Source organism: Halorubrum rutilum (assembly GCF_042665015.1).
Classification (GTDB): domain Archaea; phylum Halobacteriota; class Halobacteria; order Halobacteriales; family Haloferacaceae; genus Halorubrum; species Halorubrum rutilum.
The window spans coordinates 242,775-255,085 of sequence record NZ_JBHTBL010000005.1; the positions used below are offsets into that span (position 1 = coordinate 242,775).

Consider the following 12,311-nt stretch of genomic DNA (forward strand, 5'->3'; position numbering starts at 1 on the left):
GGCGGCGACGGCGGCGTCGCGGGCCGCGTCGGCGCTCACTCGACTTCCAGCCACGGGACCTCCATCAGCGGCGGGATGTGCGTCTCGATGTGGTGTTCCCAGACGCCCTCCTCGCCGAACGCCTCCCCGTGGTCGGCGGTGACGACGACGGTGCCGTCCAGCTCCTCGACGAGCTCCGCGACCGATTCGAGCGCGATCCGCAGGTTCTCCTCGTAGAGGCGGAGCGCCGTGACGCGGGTGCCGTCTTTCACGAGGTCCGCGGGGTCGAGCTCCAGCCAGAGCCCCGCCTTCTGCGCGAACTCGCTGTCGTCGAGCCGGCTCTCGATCTTCGGCCGGACCGTGTCGCTGAGCGAGGAGAGGAGGCCGCCGTCCCCGTCGGTCTCGGCCGCGTCGCCCGCTCCGCCTTCCTCCTCCTCCTGCCGCTTGATCCCCTTCTGGATCTGCTTGAGCTTCTGCCCCTTCCCGCGCGAGAGGTACGGGGCGTGCGGCTGCATGTAGTGGAGCACCGTTCGGTCGGCGCGCTCGACGGCGTCGAGGTTGTTCCGGTACGCTTCCGCGAGCCCCTCGGGCGGGACCGTGCCGAGGTCGTCGTCCCACCCGGTCTTCCAGACGTCGTGGATGTCGCTGATGTGGTCGGAGGCGGTCCACTCGTAGTCGCAGCTCGCGCCCCACTTCAGCTCGTTCAGCGGGATCCCGAGGTCGTTGATGAAGGGGTTGCCGGAGAAGTAGGCGATGTCGTGGTCGCCGGTGAACGTCCGGTAGGCCCACTCCGGGGTCGACGAGCCGACGCTCCGGCGCTTCTCCACGTCGCCGTCGAGGTACTCGTCGTACACGTCCTCGAACACGTCGTAGCGACACGCGTCGAGGACCAGACAGTAATCCCACTCGGACTCGAGGAACCGCTGGTCTTCCATAGGTTGCGCTACCGTACCCGACCGACCGTTGTATTCCTGTTGGTGCGCGGTCGGCGGCCGGCGGAGCGGACCGCCGGACGCGGCCGGGACGACCGGGACCGGGCGCCGACGGCCGCGATCAGACGTTTCAAGTTCGCCAGCGACGCAGTGGCGGTATGGACGGGACGCGTCGCCGCGGGCTGGTGATCGGCGGAGTCGCGGCGGTCGCGATCCTCGCGGTGCTGTTCGTCGTCGTCGGCGCGGACCGAGTGGTCGACACGCTGCTCGCGGCCGACCGCGGGCTGGTGGCGGCGACGTTCGGGATCGCGCTCTGCTGGCTGCTCGCGTGGAGCCTGATGCTCAGGACGGTCCTCGGCGCCGTCGAGGTCGACCTCCCGGTCGCGACGTCGTTCCTCGTGTACGCCGGCGCCGTCTTCGCGAACAACGTCACTCCCTTCGGCCAGGCCGGCGGCGAGCCGGTCGCCGCGGCGCTCATCGCGAAGGTGTCGGGCTCGCGCTACGAGACGGGGCTCGTCGGCATCGCCAGCGTCGACGTGCTCAACGTCGTCCCCTCGATCTCGCTGGTGTTCCTCGGGGTCGGCGCCTACGCCGCCACCGCGGCCGTCGGCGAGCGCCTCGGGGTCGCCGTCGGCGTCGCCGTCGCGCTGATCGCGGCGATCGCGGCCGCGATCGCCCTCGGCTGGCGCTACCACCGGGCCATCGTCGATCGGCTCCCCGCGGCCGTCGGCGGCCTCCTCGGTCGGCTGAAGCGGTTCGACGCGGCCGCGGTCGAGGCGGCGCTCGCGACGCGCCTAGAGAACTTCTTCTCGGACATCGAGCGCGTCGGCACGAGCCCCCGCCGCCTCGCGGCCGCGGTCGCCCTCTCGCTGGCGGGCTGGACGCTCCAGGCGACGGCGCTCGCGGTCGCGTTCGCCGCCGTCGGGAGCCCGATCGCGCCGGAGGTCGCGCTGTTCGCGGTCCCGCTCGCGTACGTCGCTGGCGCCACCCCGCTGCCGGGCGGACTGGGGGGGATCGAGGCGGCGTTCGTCGCGCTGCTCGTTCCCACCACGGGCGTCGCCGCGTCGACCGTCACCGCCGCCGTGCTCGTGTTCCGCGGCGCCGTCTACTGGCTCCCGATGCTGATCGGGGGGCTCTCGGTCTCGGCGCTCGGGATCGACGCGGTGCGGTGAGGGGGCGCAGTCCCGGGCGGACGAACGGCCGCGACGGTGTCGGACTCCCTCTCGACGGTCCGCCGTCAGCGTCCGTCGGCCTCCACGACGCCGGTCAGTTCGTCGACCGCGAGCCGAACGAGCGCGAACACCGCCTCTTCGGGCGCGTCGAACACGTGGTAAAACGGGATCTCGGCGTCGCGCTCGGCCTGACTGACCGAGCGGTCGCTCGGGCGGTGCGTGTCGAGGTCGTCGACGGTGCTGCGGTGTTCCGGCCTGCCGCGCGCGAGGACGCTCGTCCAGCCCGCCTCGGTCTCGTCGGCGACGACGAACGTCGCGCGCTCCGTCGCGTCGATGAACTCCCGCTTGCGGCTTTCCGGGGCGTATCCGAGCCGGAAGTACACGTCGCGGTCCGCCGGGTCGTACGTGAACGCCACCGGGACCGCGTAGGACTCGTCTCCCTTCGCCAGCGAGAGCGTCCCCACGGACTGCGTTTCGAGGAACGACTCGATCGCCGCGTCGTCGAGCGCCTCGGCCGTCGGCCGGCTCATACGTCGACGTGTGTCGGTAGCGCCCTAAACCCATCGCGGCCGTCGTCGGGTCCGTCGGCGTCCGCGATCCCGGCTCCGTCCCCGATCCCGGTTCCGTCCGCGCCGTCGACGGCCGGGCACTCGATCGAACGGCGGACGACCGCCCCCCGGACGATCGCCGGCCGGTCGACTCGCCTCAGAAGAACAGCCACAGCACGAGCAGCACGTACAGCGCCAGCAGCGCGATCACCGTCAGCCGGATGAGGATGTTGACGCTGAACACGAGCCCGTTGTAGTCGTTCTTCAGGAGCTTGAGCGGCTCGGTCTTCTCGCTTTCGAGCCCGATCGTCGCGGGGGAGACGTCGTCGATCGCGCGTTGGACCGCGGCGTCGAGCGCCTCGACGTTCGACCGGGTCTTGTTCGCGAGCTCGTGGACCGAGGCGTGCGTGTCGGTCGAGAACACGAGCACCTCGTCGAACTCCCCGCGGTAGCCGGCCGCGAGCTCGCGGATGTCGGGGGTGACGCCGTTGGTGTCGATCCCCATCGTGAGCACGTCCTGGCCGTCGACGGACTCGGCGATCGCGATCATGTCCCGGTCGTCGCGCACCACCTCGAACCCGGCGGCGTACTCGTGGAGCGGCTCCTCGGCGAGCCGCTCGCGGAAGTCGTCGAAGCGACGCTTCAGGCGGTCGGCCTCGCTCGACCCGTACTGGACCTCCTTCGTCGGCCCGTCCTGGATGTCGTGCTTGTGGAGGTCGACCAGGAGCAGCTCGGAGCCGTCGACGTCCCGGGTGAAGACGCCGGTGTCGTAGTCGTCGATCCCCTCGCTGTGGAGGAAGACGACCTCCTTGTCGCCGATCCGCCGACCGTAGAACTCGATCTCGCCGTAGTCCTCGTGGACGAGCCGCGAGGCCCGGTCGGCCCCCTCGGGGTCGCCGACCGCGTCGAGTATCTTCTCGGCGTCGCTCGGGTTCGAGAGGTCCTCCTTGTGCGTGCACGGGACGTGCAGGAAGAAGCCGTGCCCGTCGCCGCCGTTCAGCGCGTCGATGACGTTCCCGCTGAGCTGGCCGCCGCCGAACCCCCCGAGCGGGCCGGGGTGGACCCACGGCGCGGCGAGGGTCAGCCGGTCCCCGTTGTCGATCGCCAGCGTCTCGACGGCGGGCTCGGCCTCGACGCCGAGGTCGAGCGACTCCCGGTCGTTCCGGAGGATGCCGGACGTGAGCGCGAACGCCGAGACGTCCGTGTTGCTCCGGATGAGGTAGTCGACCAGGGCGAGCACCGACACGAGGAACCCGGCCGCGATCAGCAGCGACGCGAACGCGAACACGTGTCGGTACGTCGAGAAGCCGAGGTCCGCGCCCCCGAACGCGTAGAACGCCGCGATCAGCGCCGCCGGCTCCGCGAGCGACACGAGGAGGATCCGCTTGTAGCGGTCGATCCCCGTCGACACGACGAGCGCGAGGATGTTGATCAGGTAGATGGTGATGAAGAGGAGCCAGACGATGCTCCACGCGTTCCCGACGTCGTTGGCGCCGGAGAGCACCAGCGCGTAGACGAAGAACACGAACTGGTTGGCCAGCGCGAGGAAGAAGCTCCACGACCGCGGGTAGCTGGGGAGCAGGCGGTGGAACAGCTCGCCGGCGAACAGGAACGGGAGGAGGAAGAGGAGGGCGGCGACCGGCAGGACGCTCTCGGGGGCCGGCACGACGAAGATCGACATCGACAGGGCGGCGTACGAGACGAGGCTGTAGACGACGCTGAGCCCGATCAGCGCCGGGACCTGCAGCTTCAGCGGCGGGACGCTGAACACCAGCCGCTGGAAGACGTCGACGTTGTCCGCCCCCATCTACGAGGACACCCCGTAGATCGACTCCAGCTCGTCTATCGTGCGCGTCACGGAGAACTCCTCGACCGCCTCCCGGGTCCGGCGGTCGCCGTCGAGGCAGTCCCGCACCGCCCGCTCCATGTCGTCGAGGTCGCCGTACGCGAACCGGGCGCCGTTGGCCTCGCCGATGGTCTCGTCGAACGGGGAGACGTCGGCCGCGGCGACCGGCGTCCCGCAGGCGTTCGCCTCCAGCGTCGAGAGCCCGAGGGTGTCGCAGGTCGAGGCGGTGACGAAGACGTCGAGCGCGGAGTAGAACGCGGGGAGGTCCTCGCGCGGGAGGAAGTCGCGGAACCGGACGTTGTCCGGGGCGTCGCGTTCGAGCGCGTCCCGCACCGGTCCCTCGCCGACGAGTTCGAACGACAGGTCGGGCGTCCGCTCGGCCAGCCGGAGGATCTCGTCGACGTTCTTGTTGCGGGTCATCCGGCCGCTGTAGCCGACCGTCGGCCCGTCGCGCTCGAACCGCGAGCCATCGACGGGGCGGAAGGTGTCCGTCTCGATGCCGACCGGGAGCTTGCGCGGGGCCACGTCGCGCCGGATCCGCGACGTCGACGCGGTGACGCAGTCGAACGAGCGGAGGAACCGGTTCTCGTAGGCGACGTACAGGCGCCCGGCGACCTCGGAGAGCGACTCCAGCTTGAGCCCCTGGACGAAGTAGTCCTCGACCGGCGTGTGGTGGGTGTAGACGGACTTCACGCCGCGCTTTCTCGCGTACCGGCGCCCCATCAGCCCGGTCGACGCCGGCCCGTGACAGTGGACCACGTCGAGGTCGGGGAGCGTGGAGAGCCGGCGGTAGAGCGGGACGCGGTACTGGCGGTAGAAGGGGTTCGGCAGCGACGGCACGGGGAGCTCCCGCTCGTCCGGGTCGTGGCTGCTCGCGGGGTAGACGACGTACACCTCGTGGCCCCGGTCCTCCAGGCGGTCGCGCCACGCGCGGATCGTGTAGGTGACGCCGTCGACGCCGGGGAAGTAGCTGTCGGTGAAGAATCCGATGTTCATGCGAGGGTCCGTCGGTCGCGCGTCCGCCGGAGACCCCTCTCCGGAGGCGCGGCGGCGGCGTTCTGGCGCGTCGGCTCGCCGGGCGCGGCGTTCGGGGAGGGCGAGCGCCGGCCGGACCGCGGCGACGCGTCGGGGTGTCCAGCGGGTCGCACGGGTTCTGTCTCTCGAATTCTCCATCGGATAGCTTCAACATTTTCATTCCGAACGCGGAGAGCGCGGTCCGTCCCGGCCGCGCTCCGGCTGCGCCCCGCCCCCGCCAGCGGCGCGGGCCGCCGCGACGGCGACCCCACGCTTAATCCGACGCGGCGCGGATCCCGACGCATGATATCGACGGAGCGCATGGCCGCGGTCGACGCCAACGCCGCGGCCCTCGGCGTGCCGCGGAAACAGCTGATGGAGTCGTCGGGCAACGCGGTCGCCCGCGAGGTGCGCGCGGTCGCCGACCCCGGCGCCGAGGTCGCGCTGCTGTGCGGGCGCGGGAACAACGGCGGCGACGCGTTCGTCGCCGCCCGGTTCCTCGCCGCGTACGACGCGACGGTTCACCTGCTCGGCCGCCCCGAGTCGATCCGGACCGACATCGCCCGGGAGAACTGGGCGGCCCTCGGCGCGGCCGAGATCCCGGCCGAGACCGTCACCGACTCGGCCGACCTGTCGCTCGGCGACCCCGACGTGGTCGTCGACGCGATGCTCGGCACGGGCGCGACGGGCGCGCTCCGCGAGCCCGAGCGCACGGCGGCGCGGCTGGCGAACGGGAGCGACGCGACGGTCGTCGCCGTCGACGTCCCCTCGGGGATCGACGCCGACACCGGCGAGCCGACGGGAGCCGAGTCGGACCCGTTCGTCGACGCCGACCGCGTCGTCACCTTCCACGACGAGAAGCCGGGGCTCGGCGCGCTCGACGCCGCCGTGACGGTCGCCGACATCGGGATCCCGGCGGCCGCGGAGCGGTTCGTCGGCCCCGGCGACCTGCTCGCGCTCGGGCGGGACCCGGACTCCCACAAGGGCGAGAACGGCGAGGTGCTCGTCGTCGGCGGCGGCCCCTACACGGGCGCGCCGTCGCTGGCCGCGCGGGCCGCGCTCCGGGCCGGCGCCGACCTCGTGCGCGTCGCCTGCCCGGAGACGGTCGCGCGGGAGGTACAGGGGTACTCCGCCGACCTGATCGTCCGCGGGCTCCCCGGCGACCGGCTCGGCCCGGCCCACGTCGACCGCGTTCGGGAGCTCGCCGCCGCCAACGACGTGGTCGTGCTCGGACCTGGGCTGGGCGACGACGACGGGGCCCGGGCGTTCGCCCGCGAGCTCCTCGCCGCGTACGACGGTCGGGCCGTCGTCGACGCCGACGCGCTCCGGGCGGTCCCCGAGGCCGACACGGACGCCGAGCTGGTCTGCACGCCCCACCAGGGGGAGCTCGTCGGGATGGGCGGCGAGACCGCGAGCGACCCGGACGAGCGCGCGGCGCTCGTGCGCTCGTTCGCCGCCGACCTCGGCCACACGCTGCTCGTGAAGGGCGCGGTCGACGTGGTCAGCGACGGCGACGCGGTCCGGCTGAACCGCACGGGCAACCCGGGGATGACCGTCGGCGGGACCGGCGACGTGCTCGCGGGCGCGGTCGGCGCGCTCGCGGCCGTGACCGACCCGTTCCGGGCGGCCGCGGTCGGCGCCCACGTCAACGGGCTGGCCGGCGACGCCGCGGCCGAGGCGTTCGGGAACGGCCTCGCGGCGACGGACTTACCCGACCGGCTTCCCGAGGCGATGCGTGATGAGTGACGAACGGGAGGCGGCGGAGCCGGCGGACGAGCTGACCCACACCGACGCGTCCGGCGAGGTCCGGATGGTCGACGTCGGCGCGAAGCCGGACACGAGCCGGCGCGCGGTCGCGCGCGGCGAGATCCGGCTGACGCCCTCGACGGTCGCGGCCGTCGAGGCCGACGAGGTCGGGAAGGGCGACGTGCTCGCGACCGCCCGGGTCGGCGCCGTACAGGCCGTCAAACACACGTGGGAGACGATCCCGATGTGCCACCAGATCCCGATCACGAACGTCGACACCGACTTTTCCGTCGGCGACGACCGAATCGAGCTGACGGTCGGGGTGGAGACGACCGGGAAGACGGGTTGCGAGATGGAGGCGCTGGAGGGCGTCACCACCGGGCTCAACGTCGTCTGGGACATGGTGAAGGCCGCCGAGAAGGACGCCGACGGCGGCTACCCCGACACCCGGATCTCGGGCGTGGAGGTCGTCGCGAAGGAGAAGCGGGCGCTCGACGCCGGGGACGGCTGATACCGGCCCGGCCCCTTCAGCGGTCGAGGAAGGGCGGGATCACGACCTCGGCGCGCTTCTCGTCGCCGCGCACGACCACGCTCACCTCGGCGCCGGGGTCGGCGTAGCTCTCGCGGAGGTAGCCGAGACCGATCGGCTCGTCGAGCGTCGGGCTCATCGTCCCGGAGGTGAGGTGACCGACCCGCGTGAGGTCGCCGTCGGTCACGGCGTAGCCGTGTCGCGGCACGCCCCGCTCCAGCAGGCGGACGCCGACGAACCGCTCGTCGATGCCCTCCTCCTTCTGCGCCTCGAGGGCGTCTCGGCCGACGAACTCCGCGTCGAGCTTCACGACGAAGCCGATCCGCGCCTCGTAGGGGGTACGGGGCTCGTCGTCGGGGTCGAAGTCCTGCCCGGAGAGGAGGTACCCCATCTCCGTGCGGAGCGTGTCGCGCGCGCCGAGCCCGCAGGGCCGGGCGGCCGGGGCGCTCGCGTCCCCGTCGCCCTCCGCTCCGGCAAAGGCCTCCCAGACGTCCTCGGCCGCGTCGGTCGGACACATGACCTCGAACCCGTCCTCGCCGGTGTAGCCGGTGCGCGCGACCCAGCTATCGGCGTCCGCGACCGCGGCGACGGTCGCCTCGAACTTCGAGAGGCCGACGGCGCGGTCGCCGGGGGTCGCGTCGCCGACCGCGTCGGCCGCGTCCGGCCCCTGCACGGCGAGCATGGCCCAGTCGTCCGTGGCGTTCGCGACGGTCGCGTCGAGCCCGTTCTCGTCGCGGTGGTCGGTCCACCGGTCGATCATCTGCTCGTCGTGACCCGCGTTCGGGACGAAGAGGTACGCGGGGTCGCCCTCGCCCGCGTCGAGGTCGCGGTCCATCTCGGCGAGCGCGTCGGCGCCCTCGCCCGCCTTGATCCCGTCCGGGAGCCGGTAGACGACGGTGTCGTCGAGCATGATCCCCCCGTCGTCCGTGATCGCCGCGTACTGCGAGTCGCCCGGGTCGAGCGCCGTCACGTCGTTGGTCGTCAGGCGGTTCATCAGCGCCGTCGCGTCCGGCCCGGAGACCTCGACCTCGCCCATGTGCGAGACGTCGAAGACGCCGACCGACTCCCTGACCGCGGCGTGCTCCTCGCGGATCGAGTCGAACTCGACCGGCATCTGCCAGCCGCCGAAGTCAGTGAACGTCGCGCCGCGCGCCTCGTGGGTCTCGTGGAGGGGCGAAAGCCGATCGGTCATGGCGGTACGGTCGCCGGGACGCGCCTAAGGTCTTGCCATCGGGACGGTTCCGGCGCGGGAGGCGGGCCGCCGACAGCCTCAAGCCGCTCCCCCTCTCCTCCCCTCACGTGAACCGGAAGGCCGCCGGACTCCTCGCGCCCGCCGCCGCGGTCCTGCTCGTCGCGCTCGTCGTCGCGGCGGTCGCCGGGGCGTGGCCCCCGTTCGTCGCCGTCGAGAGCGGGAGCATGGAGCCGGCCGTCGAGCGCGGCGACCTCGTCGTCGTCACCGCGACGGATCGGTTCCCCTGGGGCGGGCTCGTCGGGCACGCCGAGCCGGGCGCGCCGACGCGGCTCGGCGACAGGGGCGACGTGGTGGTGTTCGAACCCCCGGACGCGGGGACCAGGCCGATCCTCCACCGGATCGCGTTCCCGGTCAGCGCGGGCGAGGACTGGACCGACCGCGCCGACCCCGCGCTGCTCGACGGCGACTGCGACGACATCGCGGCCTGTCCCGCGCCCCGCGACGGGTACGTCACCTACGGCGACGCCAACGGCGAGTACGACCAGAGCGCCGGGATCGCCCCGGTCGTTCGCGAGGAGTGGATCTCGGCCAAGGCGCTCGTCTCGGCGCCGGACCTCGGCTGGTTCCGCGTCGGCGTCGACGCCGGGATCGCCCGGCTCGGCCTCCTGCCGACCGCCGTCGGCGTCGGCGGCGCCGCGGCGCTCGCGGGCGGCTTCGGCGCGGTGCTGATCGGGCTGATCGGGCGGATCGGTCGCGGGCGCGACGGACCGCGGGAGTGACGCCGCGGGCGGAACCGATGACGCGGCGTCGCGCCGACGCGGCGCTCACTCCGGGTCGGAGTCGACGACGGCGTCCGGTTCGGCCTCCGCGTCGACCGCATCCTCCGCCGCGTCGACTTCCGCGCTCTCGGCGTCGGGCTCGCCGCCCGCCCCGCCTTCGGCCGCGTCGCCCTCGTCGAGGGTGACCGACCCGTTCGCCGCGTTTCGGAGGGCGTCGGACCGCCCGAACTCGCCGGGCGCGATCGCGAGGGTCCGGATCCCGTAGCCGTTCGCCGCCTCGACGACGGGCTTGAAGTCGGTGTCCCGGGAGGCGATCGCGAGGACCGACATCCGGTCCTCGGCGGCGAACCGGGCGGCGTCGACCGCGAGCCGCACGTCGACGTCGCCGCTCGTGATCACGACCTCGAACCCGCGCGCCTCCGCAGCCTGGATGAGCCCCGGCGTCGCGTGCTCGTCGAGGTAGAGCCGCGTCGTCACCAGCGGCCCCTCGGCCTCGGCGGCCCGGCGCACGTCGTCGAGGTCGACGTCGAACTCCTCGCGCAACACGTTTGGGCCGTCGACGAACAGCGCCACGCCGACCGGCTCCGCGTCCTCCCGGCTGGATTCCATGCCCCGGTGTCGGCGGCGGGCGGAAATATGCGTGCTGGTCCGCGGTCGGTCGAACCGACGCGGCCGACCGCCCTCGATCAGTTCCATCGACCGCACCGGACGCCCACGTTATACACCTTATATCCGTTTTACGACCTGATCGACGACCGTAGAGGCTATACGGAGTATTGAAGTAGGATGTCCAAGAATAACGAGTTAAGATGTCGAACCACGACACCTTCACCGTGATTTCCGAGCAGAACGATCACGAATGCACCACGCTTCGTGCACATCCCCGCAACGAGACGTACCACGTCGTCGACTACGCCGACGACGACGCGCGCGACGCGGTCGCCGACCTGCCCGTCGGGTCGGTAGTAAAGATGGAGCTGTCGCGCGCCGGTCGCCGCAGCAACGTCTGGCGCGCCGAGTCGGTCCGGACCGCCCACACCGACGGCGGGAAGCGCGAGTAAGCGGGACCGGTCCTCCCGTCGCCCTCGCGTCGGTCGTCCCGGACCGGCCGCCGTGATCCACCTCCAATCGCGCCCCCGTGCCCGTCTCTGGTTTCCCTCCTTCGTTTCCCGCTTTCGCCTCTATCCTCCGTTCTCGCCTCCATCTTCCGTTCTCGCCTCCATCCTCCGTTCTCACCGCCGTCGTTCCGCCGGGGTCGCCGCTCCGCTCCCCGATCGGTCGGGCCCCTCTCGCCGAAGCAAATATATTAGCGGCTTCTTATATTAGCATACACAGATATGGCTCGCCAACAGTCGTCGGAAGTCCGATCTGACGGGACCGCCGCCGCGGACGACGGGTGCTGTTCGGGGGTCGAACACCCGCTCTCGGGCCGTGAGGTCGAACTCGACGTCGACGCGCTCGCGGCGCTCGGCAACGAGACGCGGTACGAGGCGCTCCGGCTCGTCGCGGCGACCGAGGGCGGCACCTGCGGCTGCGAGATCGAGCCCGCGCTCGACGTGAGTCAGGGAGCGGTCAGTCAGGCCCTCTCGCGGCTCCGCGACGCCGGGCTCGTGACGCGCCGAAAAGAGGGACGCTGGCGGTACTACGACGCGACTGAACGCGCCGCTCGGCTGCTCGACGTGCTCGACGAGACGCGCCCGACCGACCGGGGCGAAGGGGGTGAGCGGCCGTGAGCGACCGAGCCGATTCGGCGGGTGACGGGGCGACCGCCGACGCAGACGCGGATGCGGACGTGACCGACGTCGACGCCGCCGAGCGACGCTCCGTCGTCCGAGAGCGATACGCCGGCATCGCGACGCGGGCGTCGACGTGCTGTGACGACGGCGATGCCTCGGACGTCGGTTCCGATCGGATCGGCTACGCGACGGAGCAGATCGAAGCCGTGGAGGACGGGGCCGACCTCGGGCTCGGTTGCGGGAATCCGACCGCGATCGCGGCCCTCGAACCCGGGGAGACGGTCCTCGATCTCGGCTCTGGCGGCGGGTTCGACTGCTTCCTCGCGGCTCGGGAAGTCGGGCCGGAAGGACGCGTCATCGGCGTCGACATGACTCCGGAGATGGTCGAGCGGGCCCGCGAAAACGTCGAGCGAAACGACGCCGAGGCCGTCGAGTTCCGACTGGGAGAGATCGAGCACCTGCCGGTCGGGGACGCGTCGGTCGACGTGATCCTCTCGAACTGCGTGATCAACCTCTCGCCGGAGAAGCCGCAGGTGTTCCGGGAGGCGTTCCGCGTCCTCCGACCGGGCGGTCGGCTCGCGGTCTCCGACGTGGTCCGCACCGCGCCGTTCCCGGACGACGTGCGGCTCGACCCGGACTCCGTGACCGGCTGCGTCGCCGGCGCGTCGTCGATCGAAGAGATCGAATCGTTCCTCGGCGACGCGGGGTTCGTCGACGTCGCGGTCGAGCCGAAGGCGGGGAGCGAGTCGTTCATCCGCGACTGGGACGACGACCGCGACCCGAGCGAGTACGTCGTCGCCGCGACGATCGAGGGCCGTAAGCCGCGGTCCTGAACGGG

Annotated in this window: 14 protein-coding genes; 7 read left to right on the forward strand and 7 right to left on the reverse strand. The window is 72.1% G+C overall.

Annotated features, from left to right (window positions below; translation table 11 throughout):
- Nucleotides 1-35: 35 nt before the first annotated feature.
- On the reverse strand, nt 36-914 hold the full coding sequence (locus tag ACFQMF_RS07525; protein WP_256409516.1) for a hypothetical protein: 879 nt from the start codon (nt 912-914) through the stop codon (nt 36-38).
- Between the two features lie 155 nt (nt 915-1,069).
- Here ACFQMF_RS07525 and ACFQMF_RS07530 point away from each other — a divergent pair, with 155 nt between their 5' ends.
- Nucleotides 1,070-2,083 carry a lysylphosphatidylglycerol synthase transmembrane domain-containing protein gene (locus tag ACFQMF_RS07530; RefSeq protein ID WP_256409517.1) on the forward strand — a complete coding sequence of 338 codons (1,014 nt, stop codon included), beginning with the start codon at nt 1,070-1,072 and terminating at the stop codon, nt 2,081-2,083.
- 65 nt (nt 2,084-2,148) lie between these two features.
- Here the strand turns inward: ACFQMF_RS07530 and ACFQMF_RS07535 are convergent, their stop codons facing one another.
- The 4 genes from ACFQMF_RS07535 to ACFQMF_RS07550 are packed head-to-tail and all read right to left on the reverse strand — an operon-like array spanning nt 2,149 to nt 5,473.
- Nucleotides 2,149-2,613 carry a pyridoxamine 5'-phosphate oxidase family protein gene (locus ACFQMF_RS07535; protein WP_256409519.1) on the reverse strand — a complete coding sequence of 155 codons (465 nt, stop codon included), beginning with the start codon at nt 2,611-2,613 and terminating at the stop codon, nt 2,149-2,151.
- Nucleotides 2,610-2,804 (reverse strand): hypothetical protein, encoded by a 195-nt coding sequence (locus tag ACFQMF_RS07540; protein WP_256409520.1) that lies wholly within the window; start codon nt 2,802-2,804, stop codon nt 2,610-2,612. Before ACFQMF_RS07540 ends, ACFQMF_RS07535 begins: the two co-directional genes overlap by 4 nt.
- Nucleotides 2,789-4,438: a DUF2070 family protein gene (locus ACFQMF_RS07545; RefSeq protein WP_256409521.1), complete on the reverse strand. Its 1,650-nt coding sequence runs from the start codon at nt 4,436-4,438 to the stop codon at nt 2,789-2,791. Before ACFQMF_RS07545 ends, ACFQMF_RS07540 begins: the two co-directional genes overlap by 16 nt.
- The gene (locus ACFQMF_RS07550) at nt 4,439-5,473 is read right to left on the reverse strand and encodes a glycosyltransferase (protein ID WP_256409522.1); all 1,035 of its coding nucleotides are present in this window, start codon (nt 5,471-5,473) and stop codon (nt 4,439-4,441) included.
- A gap of 321 nt (nt 5,474-5,794) precedes the next feature.
- Here ACFQMF_RS07550 and ACFQMF_RS07555 point away from each other — a divergent pair, with 321 nt between their 5' ends.
- Together ACFQMF_RS07555 and moaC are read left to right on the forward strand one after the other, a co-directional pair.
- Nucleotides 5,795-7,237 (forward strand): NAD(P)H-hydrate dehydratase, encoded by a 1,443-nt coding sequence (locus tag ACFQMF_RS07555; protein WP_256409523.1) that lies wholly within the window; start codon nt 5,795-5,797, stop codon nt 7,235-7,237.
- Nucleotides 7,230-7,748, forward strand: a complete 519-nt coding sequence (gene moaC / locus ACFQMF_RS07560) for a cyclic pyranopterin monophosphate synthase MoaC (protein WP_256409524.1) — start codon at nt 7,230-7,232, stop codon at nt 7,746-7,748. Before ACFQMF_RS07555 ends, moaC begins: the two co-directional genes overlap by 8 nt.
- Before the next feature lie 16 nt (nt 7,749-7,764).
- Here the strand turns inward: moaC and gcvT are convergent, their stop codons facing one another.
- Complete coding sequence (gene gcvT, locus ACFQMF_RS07565; protein ID WP_256409525.1) at nt 7,765-8,958, reverse strand: glycine cleavage system aminomethyltransferase GcvT; 1,194 nt, start codon at nt 8,956-8,958, stop codon at nt 7,765-7,767.
- 107 nt (nt 8,959-9,065) lie between these two features.
- On the opposite strand from gcvT, the gene ACFQMF_RS07570 reads away from it, so the two are divergent.
- A complete protein-coding gene (locus ACFQMF_RS07570) occupies nt 9,066-9,737 on the forward strand; it encodes a S26 family signal peptidase (RefSeq protein ID WP_256409526.1) in 672 nt (223 codons plus the stop codon).
- Nucleotides 9,738-9,782: 45 nt separating this feature from the next.
- On the opposite strand, the gene ACFQMF_RS07575 is transcribed toward ACFQMF_RS07570, so the two are convergent.
- The gene (locus tag ACFQMF_RS07575; RefSeq protein ID WP_256409527.1) at nt 9,783-10,346 is read right to left on the reverse strand and encodes an NYN domain-containing protein; all 564 of its coding nucleotides are present in this window, start codon (nt 10,344-10,346) and stop codon (nt 9,783-9,785) included.
- 200 nt (nt 10,347-10,546) lie between these two features.
- Here ACFQMF_RS07575 and ACFQMF_RS07580 point away from each other — a divergent pair, with 200 nt between their 5' ends.
- The 3 genes from ACFQMF_RS07580 to arsM all read left to right on the forward strand — a co-directional run bounded on the left by ACFQMF_RS07580 (nt 10,547) and on the right by arsM (nt 12,306).
- Complete coding sequence (locus ACFQMF_RS07580; protein ID WP_256409528.1) at nt 10,547-10,798, forward strand: hypothetical protein; 252 nt, start codon at nt 10,547-10,549, stop codon at nt 10,796-10,798.
- 276 nt (nt 10,799-11,074) lie between these two features.
- Entirely contained in the window at nt 11,075-11,470 is a 396-nt protein-coding gene (locus ACFQMF_RS07585; RefSeq protein ID WP_256409529.1) for an ArsR/SmtB family transcription factor, read from the forward strand.
- Entirely contained in the window at nt 11,467-12,306 is an 840-nt protein-coding gene (gene arsM / locus ACFQMF_RS07590; RefSeq protein WP_379791789.1) for an arsenite methyltransferase, read from the forward strand. The genes ACFQMF_RS07585 and arsM overlap by 4 nt, the downstream gene beginning before the upstream one ends.
- Nucleotides 12,307-12,311: the final 5 nt, after the last annotated feature.

What these genes read in the sequence shown, in the direction of transcription:
- ACFQMF_RS07535 (WP_256409519.1), bottom strand. Translation starts at nt 2,613, where the DNA reads ATGAGCCGGCCGACGGCCGAGGCGCTCGACGACGCGGCGATCGAGTCG.
- ACFQMF_RS07575 (WP_256409527.1), bottom strand. Translation starts at nt 10,346, where the DNA reads ATGGAATCCAGCCGGGAGGACGCGGAGCCGGTCGGCGTGGCGCTGTTC.
- ACFQMF_RS07525 (WP_256409516.1), bottom strand. Translation starts at nt 914, where the DNA reads ATGGAAGACCAGCGGTTCCTCGAGTCCGAGTGGGATTACTGTCTGGTC.
- moaC (WP_256409524.1), top strand. Translation starts at nt 7,230, where the DNA reads ATGAGTGACGAACGGGAGGCGGCGGAGCCGGCGGACGAGCTGACCCAC.
- ACFQMF_RS07580 (WP_256409528.1), top strand. Translation starts at nt 10,547, where the DNA reads ATGTCGAACCACGACACCTTCACCGTGATTTCCGAGCAGAACGATCAC.
- ACFQMF_RS07530 (WP_256409517.1), top strand. Translation starts at nt 1,070, where the DNA reads ATGGACGGGACGCGTCGCCGCGGGCTGGTGATCGGCGGAGTCGCGGCG.
- gcvT (WP_256409525.1), bottom strand. Translation starts at nt 8,958, where the DNA reads ATGACCGATCGGCTTTCGCCCCTCCACGAGACCCACGAGGCGCGCGGC.
- ACFQMF_RS07550 (WP_256409522.1), bottom strand. Translation starts at nt 5,473, where the DNA reads ATGAACATCGGATTCTTCACCGACAGCTACTTCCCCGGCGTCGACGGC.
- ACFQMF_RS07555 (WP_256409523.1), top strand. Translation starts at nt 5,795, where the DNA reads ATGATATCGACGGAGCGCATGGCCGCGGTCGACGCCAACGCCGCGGCC.
- ACFQMF_RS07545 (WP_256409521.1), bottom strand. Translation starts at nt 4,438, where the DNA reads ATGGGGGCGGACAACGTCGACGTCTTCCAGCGGCTGGTGTTCAGCGTC.
- ACFQMF_RS07585 (WP_256409529.1), top strand. Translation starts at nt 11,075, where the DNA reads ATGGCTCGCCAACAGTCGTCGGAAGTCCGATCTGACGGGACCGCCGCC.